The sequence below is a fragment of the Nocardiopsis eucommiae genome (assembly GCF_965344335.1).
Lineage (GTDB): Bacteria > Actinomycetota > Actinomycetes > Streptosporangiales > Streptosporangiaceae > Nocardiopsis > Nocardiopsis eucommiae.
Genome location: NZ_CBDRIY010000006.1, coordinates 107,477 through 122,216 on the forward strand (window position 1 = coordinate 107,477; position 14,740 = coordinate 122,216).

At 71.0% G+C, this 14,740-nt stretch carries 13 protein-coding genes; 6 read left to right on the forward strand and 7 right to left on the reverse strand.

Annotated features, from left to right (window positions below; genetic code table 11):
- Positions 1-103 precede the first annotated feature (103 nt).
- Genes ACRWK8_RS05535 through ACRWK8_RS05545 form a run of 3 tightly spaced genes read left to right on the forward strand, consistent with a single transcriptional unit; the run spans position 104 to position 2,872 of the window.
- Positions 104-1,627, forward strand: coding sequence for a flavin-containing monooxygenase (locus ACRWK8_RS05535; protein WP_431868726.1), 1,524 nt, complete (start codon positions 104-106; stop codon positions 1,625-1,627).
- Positions 1,624-1,962 (forward strand): DUF4873 domain-containing protein, encoded by a 339-nt coding sequence (locus ACRWK8_RS05540; RefSeq protein WP_378737481.1) that lies wholly within the window; start codon positions 1,624-1,626, stop codon positions 1,960-1,962. The genes ACRWK8_RS05535 and ACRWK8_RS05540 overlap by 4 nt, the downstream gene beginning before the upstream one ends.
- Before the next feature lie 13 nt (positions 1,963-1,975).
- Positions 1,976-2,872: an alpha/beta fold hydrolase gene (locus ACRWK8_RS05545; protein WP_431868728.1), complete on the forward strand. Its 897-nt coding sequence runs from the start codon at positions 1,976-1,978 to the stop codon at positions 2,870-2,872.
- A gap of 117 nt (positions 2,873-2,989) precedes the next feature.
- On the opposite strand, the gene ACRWK8_RS05550 is transcribed toward ACRWK8_RS05545, so the two are convergent.
- Together ACRWK8_RS05550 and ACRWK8_RS05555 are read right to left on the reverse strand one after the other, a co-directional pair.
- Positions 2,990-4,348: a four-carbon acid sugar kinase family protein gene (locus tag ACRWK8_RS05550; protein ID WP_431868730.1), complete on the reverse strand. Its 1,359-nt coding sequence runs from the start codon at positions 4,346-4,348 to the stop codon at positions 2,990-2,992.
- A gap of 78 nt (positions 4,349-4,426) precedes the next feature.
- On the reverse strand, positions 4,427-5,518 hold the full coding sequence (locus tag ACRWK8_RS05555) for a Gfo/Idh/MocA family protein (protein WP_431868732.1): 1,092 nt from the start codon (positions 5,516-5,518) through the stop codon (positions 4,427-4,429).
- A 257-nt stretch (positions 5,519-5,775) separates the two neighbouring features.
- On the opposite strand from ACRWK8_RS05555, the gene ACRWK8_RS05560 reads away from it, so the two are divergent.
- From ACRWK8_RS05560 to ACRWK8_RS05570, 3 genes are all read left to right on the forward strand, one after another.
- Complete coding sequence (locus ACRWK8_RS05560; RefSeq protein ID WP_378737489.1) at positions 5,776-7,110, forward strand: ABC transporter substrate-binding protein; 1,335 nt, start codon at positions 5,776-5,778, stop codon at positions 7,108-7,110.
- Between the two features lie 153 nt (positions 7,111-7,263).
- A complete protein-coding gene (locus ACRWK8_RS05565) occupies positions 7,264-8,241 on the forward strand; it encodes a carbohydrate ABC transporter permease (RefSeq protein ID WP_431868735.1) in 978 nt (325 codons plus the stop codon).
- A complete protein-coding gene (locus tag ACRWK8_RS05570; protein ID WP_378737493.1) occupies positions 8,238-9,173 on the forward strand; it encodes a carbohydrate ABC transporter permease in 936 nt (311 codons plus the stop codon). The genes ACRWK8_RS05565 and ACRWK8_RS05570 overlap by 4 nt, the downstream gene beginning before the upstream one ends.
- 1 nt (position 9,174) lies before the next feature.
- Here the strand turns inward: ACRWK8_RS05570 and ACRWK8_RS05575 are convergent, their stop codons facing one another.
- The 5 genes from ACRWK8_RS05575 to ACRWK8_RS05595 form a co-directional block, all read right to left on the reverse strand.
- Positions 9,175-10,113, reverse strand: coding sequence for a fructosamine kinase family protein (locus ACRWK8_RS05575; protein ID WP_431868737.1), 939 nt, complete (start codon positions 10,111-10,113; stop codon positions 9,175-9,177).
- A 4-nt stretch (positions 10,114-10,117) separates the two neighbouring features.
- Positions 10,118-10,645, reverse strand: coding sequence for a low molecular weight protein-tyrosine-phosphatase (locus tag ACRWK8_RS05580; protein WP_378737497.1), 528 nt, complete (start codon positions 10,643-10,645; stop codon positions 10,118-10,120).
- A gap of 82 nt (positions 10,646-10,727) precedes the next feature.
- Positions 10,728-11,162 carry a response regulator gene (locus ACRWK8_RS05585; protein WP_026129711.1) on the reverse strand — a complete coding sequence of 145 codons (435 nt, stop codon included), beginning with the start codon at positions 11,160-11,162 and terminating at the stop codon, positions 10,728-10,730.
- Positions 11,163-11,186: 24 nt separating this feature from the next.
- On the reverse strand, positions 11,187-13,151 hold the full coding sequence (locus ACRWK8_RS05590; protein ID WP_378737499.1) for a sensor histidine kinase: 1,965 nt from the start codon (positions 13,149-13,151) through the stop codon (positions 11,187-11,189).
- The gene (locus ACRWK8_RS05595; protein ID WP_378737638.1) at positions 13,148-14,407 is read right to left on the reverse strand and encodes a PP2C family protein-serine/threonine phosphatase; all 1,260 of its coding nucleotides are present in this window, start codon (positions 14,405-14,407) and stop codon (positions 13,148-13,150) included. Before ACRWK8_RS05595 ends, ACRWK8_RS05590 begins: the two co-directional genes overlap by 4 nt.
- Positions 14,408-14,740 lie beyond the last annotated feature (333 nt).

The following is a 14,740-nucleotide window of genomic DNA, read 5'->3' on the forward strand; positions in this document are numbered from 1 at the left end:
CCTCCCCCGGGGAACGTCACGCGCCACGTTTCCCGGGGGCCCATACTTACCGGTCGGTACGCGAGCGCCCGCCGCACCGGGCCCGTACGAAGGGAACAGCATCGTGACCGAAGAAGTGCCGCACCACCGGGTCGCCATCATCGGCTCCGGGTTCGCCGGGATCGGCATGGCTGTGCGCCTCACCCAGGCCGGGCTCCGGGACTTCGTCATCCTCGAACGGGCCGACGGGATCGGCGGGACCTGGCGCGACAACTCGTATCCGGGCGCAGCCTGCGACGTCCCCTCGCACCTGTACTCGTTCTCCTTCGCGCTCAACCCCGGCTGGAGTCGGACCTTCTCCCCGCAGCCGGAGATCTGGGAGTACATGAAACGGGTCGCCGGTGAGCACGGCGTGGACCGGCACGTCCGGTACGACAGCGACGTCCGGGCCGCTCACTGGGAGCCGGAGCAGAACCGGTGGCGGATCGAGACCACCAGCGGTACCGTCACCGCACAGTTCCTGGTCAGCGGCGCCGGTCCGCTGGCCGACCCGACCTATCCGGACATCAAGGGGCTCGACTCCTTCGAGGGCAGGCTCTTCCACTCCGCCGAGTGGGACCACGACCACGACCTCACCGGCCGCAGGGTGGCGGTGATCGGCACCGGCGCCTCCGCGATCCAGTTCGTGCCCCGGATCCAACCCCTGGTGGAGAAGCTGACGCTGTTCCAGCGCACCGCGCCGTGGGTGATGTTCCGCCACGACCGGGACATCACCCGGGCCGAGAGGTGGCTCTACCGGAACGTCCCGGGCGCCCAGCAGGTCGCCCGCAAGAGCATCTACTGGGGTCGCGAGACCTACGTCCTCGGGTTCGCGAAGAACCCCGGACTGCTCGGCGTCGTGGAACGGCTCGGCCGGGCCAACATCAACCGCAGCGTCAGGGACCCCGAACTCCGGCGCAAGCTCACCCCCACCTTCCGCGCCGGGTGCAAGCGCATCCTGATGTCCAACGACTACTACCCGGCGCTGGCCCGTCCCAACGCGGACGTGGTCACCGACGGCATCGTGGAGGTCCGGGCGAACTCCGTGGTCACGAGGGACTCCTCCGGCGCGGGGACCGAGCACGAGGTGGACACGATCATCCTCGGCACGGGCTTCCAGGTCTCCGACCCGCCCATCGCGCACCGCGTGTACGACGCCTCGGGGCGCTCCCTCGCGGAGCACTGGGGGGACGACGTCCAGGCCTTCCGGGGCACCACCGTGAACGGATTCCCCAACGCGTTCGTGCTCGCCGGGCCCAACACCGGCCTGGGGCACACCTCGCAGGTGTTCATGATCGAGGCGCAGATCCGCTACACCATGCAGGCGTTGAAGTTCGCCTGCCGCAACAGGGTGGACCGCCTGGAGCCCCGCCCCGAGGCCCAACGCGCCTACACCGAGATGGTCCACAGGTCCATGAAGGGCACCGTGTGGGTGACCGGGGGCTGCGACAGCTGGTACCTGAACGCGCAGGGCCGCAACACCACGCTGTGGCCCACCTTCACCTGGAACTACGCACTGCGCACCCGGTGGTTCGACCCGCACAACTACGACCTGCGCCGCGCCCCCAGCGGCCGGCGCCCCGTCCCGATCGGAGGAGAGAGCGCGTGAGCGGGTTCGACGACGAGGAAGAGGAGTACCGGGGACCCGTGACGGTCCAGCCGCACTCCGAGGGCTCGGAACCGGCGGAGAGCTTCGAGGTCCGGGCGCACTTCGCCGGGCACTTCTCGCCGCTCACCGGCGACTACCGCTGGAAGGGGCGCCTGGCCCCGGAGCCCGGGCTCACCAGGGCCTACGAACAGGGGGCGCGTACGGTGACCGTGCGCACCCCCGACGGCCACGAGGGGGTCGGTGAACTCGACGGCCCCAACCTGTGGGGAGGGCTCCCGGTGAACGGGTCGGGCACACCGCCCTTCGCCGTCCCCCGCATCGACCTCGACGACTGAGAGGCAGACCCCCATGGCGACACGACACGTGGGAGCGGCACGGGAACTCCGGGTCCGCTCCGCCGACGGCACCCAGCTGCACGTCGAGGTGCGCGGGCCCTCGGACGGACCGACCGTGGTGTTCTCCCACTGCTGGTCCACGTCCCTGGCCTCCTGGGGCCCCGTGGTCCGCGACCTCGACCCGGACCTCCGGGTGGTCCTCTACGACCAGCGCGGCCACGGCCGCAGCCAGACCCCCCTGACCCGGGCGGGCTACGGGACGGAGAAGCTCGCGGACGACCTGTGCGCCGTCCTGGAGGCGACCCTGCCCGCCGGGCGGAAGGCCGTGGTCGCCGGACACAGCATGGGCGGGATGACCATCATGGCCTCGGGGCCGCGGGCGACCTTCAAGGAGAAGGTGGCGGCGGTGCTCCTGACCAACACCGGGTGCACGGAGCTGCCCGACCGGTCCACCGCGATCCCCCTGCCCGGCCCGCTCGGCAAGGTGGGGGCGAAGGTCTTCCTGACCGCGCCGCTGCCCCTGGGCCCGGCCAACGCCGGAAGCGCCAGCGTGCTCCGGTACCTGGTCATGGGCAAGGGGAGCAGCCCGGCCGCGAAGCGCCTGTGCGCCCGGTTGGTGCACGAGTGCGGCGGAGTCGCCCGTGGCGAGTGGGGCCGGGTCATGACCAGGCTGCACCTGGACGACGCGGTGCGGGAGATCGCGGTGCCCACCGTCGTCGTCGGCGGTGACGAGGACAAGCTGACTCCTCCCTGGCACGCCCACCACATCGGCGGGCTGGTCCAGGACCCCGTCGAGGTCCGGGTGATCCCAGGCATCGGCCACATGGGCCCCCTGGAGGCCCCCGCGACCCTGGCCGAACTGGTCGGGAAGCTGGCCGCCAACCACATCACCGAGGACACGACGGCCTAGCGCCGACATACCGAGGGGCGCGGTGCGGAGCCGGCACCGCGCCCCTCCGTGTGACCGGGGACCGGACACCGTCCCGCGAGCGGACGGACACCGACGGCGGACGGGTCGAGCGAGCCGCTAGGCGTCGCGGGTCGCGGTGGGGATCACGTGCTCGGACACCTCGGAGTGGACCTGGTGGAGGCGGGCCTGGACGGACCGGCGCAGTTTGGCCAGGCACTCCACCAGCGTGATGTCGTCGCCCACCAGTCCGCCCTTGGCGACGACGGGCGTGCCGTCGAGCGGACCGCCGCTGAGGTGCCCGTGCACGGCCAGCGGGACGATCTCACCGCCCACGTCGAAGGCGTGCACGTCGAGTTCGTCCAGCAGGCTCGCGGTCAGGTCTCCCCCGGTCAGGTAGAGGCCGCTGGGCAGCGCCTGGGGGCCCACCGAGTCCGCCAGGTCGTTGACCACGTCGGCCACCAGACGGGCGACGCGGCCGGGCAGCTCGGCCCGGGCCTGGGCGGGCAGCTCACGGACGCGCGCGGCCGTGGTCACCACCCGCAGCACGCAGATCTCGGGGAAGCCCGAGGACGAGAGGTGGTCGGTGAGTTCACGCGCCACCTGGTCGGGGTGGTCGCTGTCGGGGTCGCTGAGGGCCACCGCGTCCAGGTCCACGAACCGGACCGCGCCGGTGCGGGCGACCGTGGCGAGCTGGCGGCGGGTGAGGTCGGTCGTACTTCCCGCCACCGCGAGGAGGGGCCCGCGGGAACCGGCCTGGCCGCGCAGGCGCAGCGCGTAGGCGAGCAGTGCCCCGGTGGGGCCGGGGTCCACGGCCACCCAGACGATGCCCTCGGCGTGGTGGGCGGCGGCAGCGGCCTCGGCGATGTCGGTGAGGTGCTGCTCGGTGCTGGCGTCGCAGAGCACGACGGGCTCGTCACCCGCGAGCAGTTCGGCGGTGAGCATCTCCTGGGTGATCCGCCGCAGGGGCACGTGTCTGACGGCGAGGTCGCTCTGGGCCGCGAGGATCTCCGAGACCAGGCTGGTGGTCATCGGGCACAGCGGGTCGTTGGCGAGCTCGCTGCGTTCCAGCGGCACCCCGTCGAGCAGCTGCACACCGTCCTCGGTGATGCGACCGGAACCGGGGAAGGCCGGGGCGAACAGCACCCGGACGCGGGTTCCGGCGGGCAGGCGCTCACGGACGGCGTCGTAGGTGGCCTCGATCTCGGCGCCGACGTTCCCGCGCAGCGTGGTGTCGGTGCGCTTGACCACCAGCCCGACCGGCCAGACGGCCTCGACGACGTCGGTGACCAGGTCGGCGGCCTGCTCGGCCGGGACGTGTCTGCTGTCCAGGTTGGCGACCACCACGTCGTAGTCCCCGGCGACCCGGCTCACGTGCTCGGGGGTCACCGTGGCCACACGCATACCGGTGCGGGCGAACCGCGCGCCCGTGGCGTTGGCTCCGGTGAGGTCGTCGGCGACCACGAGGACCTGGGCCACGGTGCTGCTCCTTCGGCGTTGGAATCCCTGCACTGACCTGTGTCCAACATAGGGCCAAGGCGGGGGTTCGGGAGCCGGTCAGCGCAGGCGGACGACCTCGTCGGCGCGGGCGGAGCGGCGGGCCGCCTCGATGACCTCCAGGCCGTGGATCACCTCGTGCGGATCCACCGGCAGGGGCTCGCCCTCCCCCACGGCGTCCCGGACCCCCGCGTAGAACTCCGGGTAGGCGCCGCGCACGCTGGGCACCGGCGTGGACACCCCGTCGGCGCCGAGCATCCCCCACTCCCCTTCCGGGACCACGCCCCAGTCAGCGGCGTCGGGGCGCTCACCCCCGGTCAGGCGCGCCTCCTGGCCGTCCAGTCCGAAACTGGTGAAGGCGGCCCGGTCACCGAGGACCCGGAACCGGGGCCCGTTCTGGGCGCTGAGGGCGCTCATCCACAAGTGGGAGCGGGTGCCCCGCGCGTGCCCGAGGGACAGGAACACGTCGTCGTCGGCGTTCACCCCCTCGCGGCGGGCGTCGATCTCCGCGTAGACGGTGGCCACCGGGCCGAACAGGTTGACCGCCTGGTCGATCAGGTGCGGGCCGAGGTCGTACAGCAGCCCGGCTCCTGCGTCGACGCCTCCGGTCTCCCGCCAGGTCCCCTTGGGCTGGGGCCGCCAGCGCTCGAACCGCGACTCGAAGCGGTGCACCCGCCCCAGGGCGCCCTCCTCGATCAGCTGCCACAGGGTGAGGAAGTCCGCGTCCCAGCGACGGTTCTGGTAGACGGTGAGCACGTGCCCGAGATCGTCGGCCAGGTCGGTGAGTTCCCGGGCCTGGTGGGCGGTGAGCGCGAACGGCTTGTCCACGACCACGGCCAGACCGGACTCCAGCGCGGCCCGCGCGAGCGGCGCGTGGGTGTCGTTGGGCGTGCTGACCACGGCGATCTCGTACCGCCCGGCGTCGGCCCACAGTTCCGCGACGGTCGGGTACACGGTGACCCACGGGTAGCGCTCACGTGCGGCCCGCGCGCGTTCCGGGGACGCGGTGACCACGGCGGACAGGCGCAGCCCCGGGACGGCGTCGATGAGGGGCGCGTGGAAGACCTCCCCGCCCTTGCCGTAGCCGACCAGGGCCACGTGCAGCTCGGGTCCTTCGTGTGGGCCCTGACCAGGGCTGGGTGCGTCAGCCATCCCCCCAATGTACGGCCACGTCGGAACCGCCGGGCTGTCGGCGCACCCGCCCCCGGGAACGGAGGGGGCGACGGGACTCCGGGCAGCTTGACAAAGGCGCAGCGCACACGGTTGTCCTGCAATATTTCGGATCGTTACGCAAGAAATTGCGTGAGCTATGGACATTCGCCTCGGAGGGGACTTACATCGGAAAGCGCATGACATGGATCACACCCCCGCCCCCGGTGGGTGTGCGTGCCGAAGGAGTGAGACCCCCCATGCCGAGTTCGGTCACCCGACACGCCCTGGCCGCCGGAGGCGTGTTGCTCCTCGTCTCCGGTTGCTCCTACCTCAGCGGAGGCGACGGCGGCGCCGCCGACACCTCCGGCATCGACTGCTCCCCCTACGAACAGTGGGAGGGCACCGGCGGCACCGTCTCCGTCTACGCCTCCATCCGCGACGAGGAGGGCGACCGCCTGGAACAGTCCTGGGCGGACTTCGCGGCCTGCACGGGCATCACCATCCAGTACGAGGGCAGCGGCGAGTTCGAGGCCCAGCTCCCCGTGCGCCTCGACGGCGGCAACGCACCCGACCTGGCCTTCATCCCCCAGCCCGGCCTGTTGGAGCGCGCCGCCTCGGACGGCCACGCCGTCCCCGTCGCGGACGGGGTGCGGAGCAACGTCGAGTCCGGCTGGAGCGAGGACTGGCGGGGCTACGCCACCGTCGACGGAGAGCTGTACGGCTCCCCGCTCGGCGCCAACATGAAGTCGATGGTCTGGTACTCCCCCTCCTTCTTCGCCGAGAACGGGCACGAGATCCCCGAGACCTGGGACGACATGATCGAGCTCAGCGACACCATCGCCGCCGACGGCACCAGGCCCTGGTGCGTGGGCTTCGAGTCCGGGGACGCGACCGGCTGGCCCGGTACCGACTGGATCGAGAACGCCCTCCTGCGCACCTCGGGCACGGACGTCTACCACGACTGGATCGCCCACGACATCCCCTTCGACGCCCCCGAGGTCGAGGAGGCCTTCGACCTCGCGGACGGCGTCATCCGCAACGAGGACTACGTCAACGGCACCTTCGGCGGCGTGGACAGCATCGCCGTCACCTCCTTCCAGGAGGCCGGGGCCCCGCTGCTGGACGGCGGCTGCGCCATGTACCTGATGGGTTCCTTCTACGGAGCCCAGTTCGAGGACGACGTGGAGATCGGTGAGGACGGCGACGTCTACGGCTTCGTGCTGCCTCCGCTGGAGGCCGACTCCGAGGTCCCGATCATGGGCGGCGGGGAGTTCGTCGTCGCCTTCGACGACCGCGACGAGGTGGTCGCCGTCCACGAGTACCTGTCCTCCGGCGGGTACGCCAACCAGCGCGCCTCCCTCGGCTCCTGGGTCTCCGCCCACCAGGACCTGGACCCGTCCGTGCTGTCCGACCCCACCGACCAGTTCACCGCCGAGGTCCTCAACGACCCCGACACCGTCTTCCACTTCGACGGCAGCGACGCCATGCCCTCCTCCGTGGGCACCAACGTCTTCTGGAGCGGCATGATCGACTGGGTCACCGGGACCGACACGGCGACGGTCCTGGAGAGCGTGGAGTCGGCCTGGCCGTGATCCTCGAGGCCCGCGCTCCGCTTCGGCCCGGGGTTCGGCGCCCGCGCCTGACACCCCCTCGGGTCTGACGTACGCGGTCGGCCCTCCGGCCGGGGCTCCGGGAGCCCCGGCCGGTCCACCCCCCACACATCCAGGCACCACCAGGGGTCTTCCATGGAGTTCTCCTTCCTGGACGAGCTGCCCAAGCTCGTCTGGATGCTCATCGGGATCGCCGCGTTCCTCGGCGTCATCGGCCTGATGCTCGTCCTGCTCGACGCCCCCCGGAGCAGGAGGGACCGCTGGCAGGCGGCCTTCTTCCTCGGACCGGCCGTCCTCCTGCTCCTGGGCGGGCTGGTCCACCCCGTCGTCCGCACCACCGTGCTGTCCTTCCACGACCGCTCGGGGGACGCGTTCGTGGGGCTGGCCAACTACCAGTGGATGTTCCAGCGGCCGGAGATCCTCCAGGTCCTGTCCAACACCCTGCTGTGGGTGCTGTTCGCCCCAGCCCTGGCCACCGCCGTCGGTCTGCTCTACGCGGTGCTCATCGACCGCTCCCGGTTCGAGTCCCTGGCCAAGTCGATGGTGTTCATGCCGATGGCGATCTCCTTCGTCGGCGCCAGCATCATCTGGCGGTTCGTGTACGCCTACCGGCCCGCCGACCAGGAGCAGTACGGCCTGCTCAACCAGATCGTCGTGTGGTTCGGCGGCGAACCCCGGCTCTGGCTCCTCGAACAGCCCCTCAACACGTTCCTGCTGATCCTGGTCCTGATCTGGGTCCAGGCCGGGTTCGCCATGGTGGTCATGTCCGCCGCGATCAAGGCCGTCCCCACGGAGACGGTGGAGGCGGCCCGCATCGACGGTGCCGGGGCCTGGCAGCTGTTCGCCCGCATCACCCTGCCGTCCGTGTGGCCCACCCTCGTGGTCGTGCTCATCACGATCTCCGTACAGACCCTCAAGATCTTCGACATCGTCCGCACCATGACCGGCGGCAACTACGGCACCAGCGTGATCGCCAACGAGATGTACAGCCAGGCGTTCTCCCAGGGCCAGGTGGGTCAGGGATCCGCGCTGGCGGTGGTCCTCTTCGTCCTGGTCGTCCCGCTGGTGGTCCTCCAGATCCGGCGCAACCGCAAGGCCAGGGAGTTGGCATGAGCATCGATCACGTCGAGCGGAACCGAAGCGCCGCCGCCCGGGTGCGCGGACGGCTCAGCGGGCGCGCGGCCAGCCTCGCGGCGCTGGTCATCGCCGTGCTGTGGACGCTCCCCACCGCCGGACTGTTCGTCTCGTCGTTCCGGCCCGCCGACCAGATCCGTGCCAGCGGCTGGTGGACGTTCTTCGGCTCTCCCGAGGTGACCCTGGACAACTACCGGGACGTGCTCTTCGGCAGCGCCAACGACGGCCGTCTGGCCAGCCACTTCGTGAACTCCTTCGTGATCACCCTGCCCTCCACGGTGTTCGTCCTGGGCCTGGCCGCGCTGGCGGCCTACGCGCTGGCCTGGATCGACTTCCGGGGCCGCGACTGGGTGTTCCTGGGGATCTTCGCCCTCCAGGTCGTGCCGATCCAGATGTCCCTGGTGCCGCTGCTGCGCTTCTTCTCGCAGGGGGTGTCGCTGGGAGGGGTCCAACTGCTGCCCGCGTGGGAGCTCACCGGGGCGATGGCGTTCACCAACGTGTGGGTGGCGCACACCATCTTCGGTCTTCCGCTGGGGATCTTCCTGATGCACAACTTCCTGTCCCAGCTGCCGAGGTCGCTCTTCGAGGCCGCCCGGGTGGACGGGGCCGGGCACGGGACCATCTTCCGGAAGGTGGCGCTGCCGCTGATCGCGCCCGCCCTGGTCTCCCTGGGCATCTTCCAGTTCCTCTGGGTGTGGAACGACCTGCTGGTGGCGCTGATCTTCGCCGGGGGCGACACCTCCACCGCGCCGCTCACGGTACGGCTGGCCGAGCTGGCCGGAACCCGGGGCGAGGCCTGGCACCGGCTCACCGCGGGGGCGTTCGTGTCCATCGTCGTCCCGCTGCTCGTGTTCTTCCTGCTCCAGCGCTACTTCGTGCGCGGACTCCTCGCGGGCAGCGTCAAGGGGTGACTCAGGTGGCGCGGAACGCGGTCCGCGCGGCCTCCAGCGCGGTGGTCCGGTAGGCGGCGCCGAACAGGCACACGTGGACGAGGAGCGGGTGCAGCTGGTGCAGCGCCACCCGGCCGCGCCAACCGGCGGAGAGCGGCGCGACCTCGTTGTAGGCGTCGCGGACCCGGTCCAGGTGGGGCAGCCCGAACAGCGCCAGCATCGCCAGGTCCGCCTCCCGGTGGCCGCCGTGCGCCGCCGGGTCGATGAGGACGGCGTCCCGGGAGCGCCAGAGCACGTTGCCGCTCCACAGGTCCCCGTGGATACGGGCGGGCGGTTCGGGTTCCCCCGCCAGCTCGTCGACGGCGTCCACCACCCGCTCGATCGCCCGCGCGTCGGTGGGGGTGAGCGCCCCCTGGTCCAGTGCTTGGCGCAGGTAGGGCCGCAGCCGCTGTTCGGCGTAGAAGCGCGGCCAGTGCCGCGCGGGGGTGTTGTCCATCGGCAGCGGCCCGATGTAGCCGGGCCAGTCCGCGCCGAAGGCGTCCGCACCGGTCAGGTGGGTTCCGGCCAGCTGTCTCCCGAGCCGTTCGGCGGCGGCGGGTGTGGGTTCGTCCTGCTCCACCAGGGGCAGCACGAGCAGGCGCTCGTCCCAGCCCAGGGGTTGGAGCACCGGGGAGCCGAAGCACCGGCCGAGCCACTCCAGACCGCGCGCCTCCGCCGACAGGGCCCCGGCCGGTTCGGCTCCGCGTGTCTGGGACTTCACGAACAGCCGGGTGCCGTCGGCCAGTTCCACGTAGGACAGGGTCCAGTCGTGGCTGGTCCCGGCCTTGGCGGCGCGTCGGACCTCGGTGTCCAGCAGCGCCTCGACCCGGTCCGCGAGGGTGCCGGTCTGCGGGTCTCGGCCCGGTCTGCCCGGTCCGTCACCGGTGCCCCCGAAGGACCGCACGATCGGCTCCCTGTCCACGCGACTAGCCCCGCAACCGGGTGACGAGTTCCCCGGTGAGGCCCTTGGAGGCGGCCTCGACCATGTTCAGGACGGCGGTGAACCCGTCGTCCCCGCCGTAGTAGGGGTCGGGGACCTCCGGGTTGGGCCCCCCGCCCGGCGCGAAGGAGCGGAACAGGAGCAGCCGGGAGGGGTCGAAGCCGAGCTCCGGACCGCGTTCGTCGACGACCCGGCTCAGGTCGTCGAGGTTGTCCAGGTCCATGGCCAGGACGAGGTCACGGGTGGCCAGGTCCTCGGGATGGAACTGGCGGGCGGTGTGGTGGGTGAGGTACCCGTGCACGCGCAGGGTGGCGGCGGCTCGGGTGTCCATCCCGTCCCCGATGTGCCAGTCGCCCGTGCCGGAGCTGTCGACCCTGACGAGGCCGTTCATTCCGGCGCGTTCGAGGTCGGCGGTGAGCACCTTCTCGGCCATGGGCGACCGGCAGATGTTGCCCAGGCACACGACACTGACGCGGTAGGGACCAGTGGGTTCACGCGGTTCCGGCAGGCTCATGCCCCTTACCGTAACGAAAAACCGCCACACCCACCCGATCCGGCGCGGTGAGTGACGGTTCCGTCCCCGGTCGGTTCACGGATCAGCCCTTGGGCAGCCTGACCACCGTCACGAAGAAGTCGTCGATCTGCCGCACGACCCTGATGAACTGCTCGAAGTCCACGGGCTTGGGGACGTAGGCGTTGGCGTGCAGGCGGTAGCTGCGCAGCACGTCCTCCTCCGCCTCCGAGGTCGTGAGCACGACGACGGGGATGTGCGCCAGGTCGTCGTCGTTCTTGACCTCCTCCAGGACCTCCCGGCCGTCCTTGCGCGGCAGGTTGAGGTCGAGAAGGATCAGGTGGGGCCGGGGCGCGTCGGCGAACTCGCCCTCGCGACGCAGGAAGCGGAGCGCCTCGACGCCGTCCGAGACCACGTGCAGCCGGTTGCCCAGCTTGTGTTCCTCGAACGCCTCCTTGGTCATCAGGACGTCACCGGGATCGTCCTCGACCAGCAGCACCTCAATGGGATGCACCAACATGACCTCGCTCAAGCTTCCAGACCCCTATACGGGTCCCGCCCCGTGACCGGGTGGAACCGTACCGCCAGCGCCGCCGGGCAGGGGACTCGACTCCCCCTCGGCGTCACTGCCCGTGGGGGTCTCGGTCTCCGGCTCGGTGCCGCCGGACTCTCGTGTGGCCGTCGGTGCCTCGTCCGTGGGGGCGGGCTCGGCGACCTCGGTGCCCTCGTCACCACTATCGACGTCGTCGGTCGGTTCGGTTCCCTCCAGGGCAACCGGCTCTTCCTTCTCCGCCTCGGTGTCTACGGGCAGGGTCCAGCATATGCGGGTTCCGGTCCGCCCGGAGTCCGTGCCGTCGGTGGTTTCGGCCCCTTCGGCGTTCTCCGGGCCCGTGTCGAGCCACATGCGGCCGCCGTGGAACTCCACGATCTTCTTGCACATGGCCAGGCCGATGCCGGTTCCGGTGTACTTCTCCCTGGTGTGCAGGCGCTGGAAGATGACGAAGATGCGCTCGGCGTACTGCGGTTCGATACCGATGCCGTTGTCCGAGCAGCAGAACACCCACTCGTCGCCCTGGCGTTCGACGCTCAGGCGCACCTCGGGCGCGTCCTCGCCACGGAACTTGACGGCGTTGCCGACCAGGTTGAAGAAGACCTGGGTGAGCAGCGTGCGGTCGCCCTGGACCGTGGGCAGGGTGTCGCCGGAGATCTCGGCGCCCGCCTCCTCCAGACGCGTCTCCAGACTGCTCAGGGCGTCGTCCAGGGCCACGTTGAGGTCGACCGGCGCGAAGTTCTTCGTCCTCCCGACCCGGGAGAAGGCCAGCAGGTCGTTGATGAGGGTCTGCATGCGCTTGGCGCCCTCGACCGCGAAGTCGATGTAGGAGTCGGCGCGCTCGTCCAGCTGACCGTGGTAGCGGCGCTGGAGGAGCTGGCAGAAGCTGGCGACCTTGCGCAGCGGCTCCTGGAGGTCGTGCGAGGCGACGTAGGCGAACTGCTCCAGCTCCAGGTTGGACCGGCGCAGTTCCTCGGTCTGGTGCTCCAGCAGGGTGGACTGCTCCTGGAGTTTGCGGCGCGCGGAGGCGACCTCGTCCAGGTCCTGCACGATGCGCTCGCGCATGGCGTCCACGTCGTGGCCGAGCTGGACGATCTCGGGCGGCCCGTGCAGCGAGATGCGGTGGGCGTAGTAGCCCTCGGAGACCTGGCGCATGTGCCCGGCCAGCTCCTCCAGGGGGCGCAGCACCCACTGCTGGAGCATGACCCACAGGAACACCGACAGGAACACCACGACCAGGCCGACGAGCACCAGCAGGGCCACGACCTGCTGGGTGGCCAGGGTGAGACCGCTCTGGGCCTCCTGGATCTCGTTGGTGAGGTGGTTGGTGGTGGCGTCGGCGGCCCTGTTGAGTTCCAGGAAGAGCACGCGTCCGCGCTGGAGGTCCTCCTGGGTGGGGGTCTCGCCGCTGCGGACCTCCTCCAGGACGGGTTCGGCGAACTGCTCGCTCCAGACGTCCCCGGCGTCGATGAGCTCGTTGACCTTGGGCGCGATGTCCGGGTTCTCCTCGGCGAGCGTGGCCAGCGCGCTCCGGTGCTCCGCGAGCGACATGCGCTGCTCGACGAAGGGCTGGAGGAAGTCGCGGTCGCCGGTGAGGATGTACCCGCGCAGGGCGTGGTCCTGGCTGAGGTAGGCCGAGCGGGTCTGCTCGACGGTGCTCAGGCCGGGGGTCAGGGAGTCGACCTGGAGCACCAGGGAGTCCCTGGCCTGGAAGGCCGCCAGGGTGATGACGGAGACGGCCACCACGAGGACGACGGCGACCACCGTCAGCAGGCTGGTGACCCTGCGGCGCAGGCTCCAGGAGTGGCGGCTGGAGTGGACGCGCTCGTGCGGGGAGGCGTTCACGAAGGGGGCGCCGCCGACGGAGGTCCGGCCCCCCTCGTCCGGTTCACCGTCGTGGGTGTCTCCGGTCCGGGAGTCGGTCTCCATGGTGCGGTCCTCCTCCCCGGAGGGGTTCACTGCGGCTCTCCGTGGTTGATGAGCAGCATCGCCACGTCGTCCTGGAGCGGGCCGCCGTTGCTGCGCTCGGCCTCGTCCACCAGGTGTTCGGGCAGGTTGTACAGAGCCACGCCCTGGCTGAGGACACCGTTCACCATCCGGCGCAGGCCCGCGACCTCCAGGCGCGCGGGCGGACCACCGTCGTAGGCGTCGACCAGGCCGTCGGTGTAGAAGAGCATGCTGGAACCCTCGGGCAGAACTACCTCGGTCGACTCGTCCTGGTCGACCGGGAAGACCCCCAGGGGCGGCTGCGGGACGGCCTGGATCTCCTCGGCGACCCCGTCCCTGACGATCATGGGCGGGGGGTGTCCGAGCACGCGCACCCGGGCGCGGTCGCTGCCGGTGTCCAGGCTGATCATGCACAGCGTCGCGTACATCTCCTCCTGGGCGCGCTCGCTCACCAGGAGGTCCTCCAGGTTGGGGAGGACGCGCTCCTCGGCGACCCCGCTCATGACCAGCGTGCGCCAGGCGATCCGCAGGCTGACGCCGAGGGCGGCCTCGTCGGGGCCGTGGCCGCTGACGTCACCGATGATGACGTGGGTGGTGCCATCCTTCTCGACCGCGTCGTAGAAGTCGCCGCCGACCAGGGCGCGCTTGCGGCCGGGGCGGTAGTAGGCGCGGTGGCTCAGGGGCGAGCTGTCGAGCAGGACCTGGGGCAGCAGGCCGCGTTCCAGGCGCATGTTCTCGCGGGCGCGCATGCGGGCCTCGCGCAGCTGGCGGGCGTTCTCGTCGGCGCGGCGCCGCTCCAGGGAGTAGCGCAGGCTGCGGGCCAGCAGCGAGCCGTCCACCTGGCCCTTGACCAGGTAGTCCTGGGCTCCGGCGGCGACCGCGGCGATGCCCTCGTGTTCGTCGTCGAGGCCGGTGAAGACGACCACCGCGGCGGAGGGCGCGCCTTCGAGGACCTCGCGCAGGAGGTCGAGCCCGTGCCCGTCCGGGAGGTTGAGGTCCAGCAGGACGCAGCCGCGGAAACCGGTGAGGTGCTCACGGGCGGCCTTCAGGGTGGAGACCCAGGTGATCCTGGTGGTCAGCGCGGTGTCCGCGAGGAGCTCCTCCGCGAGGAAGGCGTCGCCGGGATCGTCTTCGATCAGCAGGACGTCAACTGATTCGACGGTAGCCTCCACCCGGTCGTCCAGAACGGTGTCGTCACCCAGGGCGGCGCTGCCGTGTGTCGCAGCGCCGTCGGCGGCTCGGGCCGCGTCGTCGCCGATCACTGTCAGGTGATCGTGCCCTGTTCTCCTGGTATCCACTCATCGCCTCAAGGTCCACGGGGCCGTGGGAGTCCGTCACGCCGCGTACCCGAGGCGCACGCCTCGGATCCCGGCGGTGGTTCGGACCGCACGACACCCAAACGATAATCGCCCCGGCGACCAGTTGACCAGCGGACGAGACGAGACACATCCAACCCCGGGAGGCGGAACCACCGGGTTCGGGGGTGTCGGAGGAACCGCGCGGGCGAGGCGGCCCGGCGTCGCGGAGGGGTCGCGCAGGTGGTCAGCGCGTGCAGGTGCCCGTGCGAAAGCACGTGAACACAGTGACACAGGACACGTCGA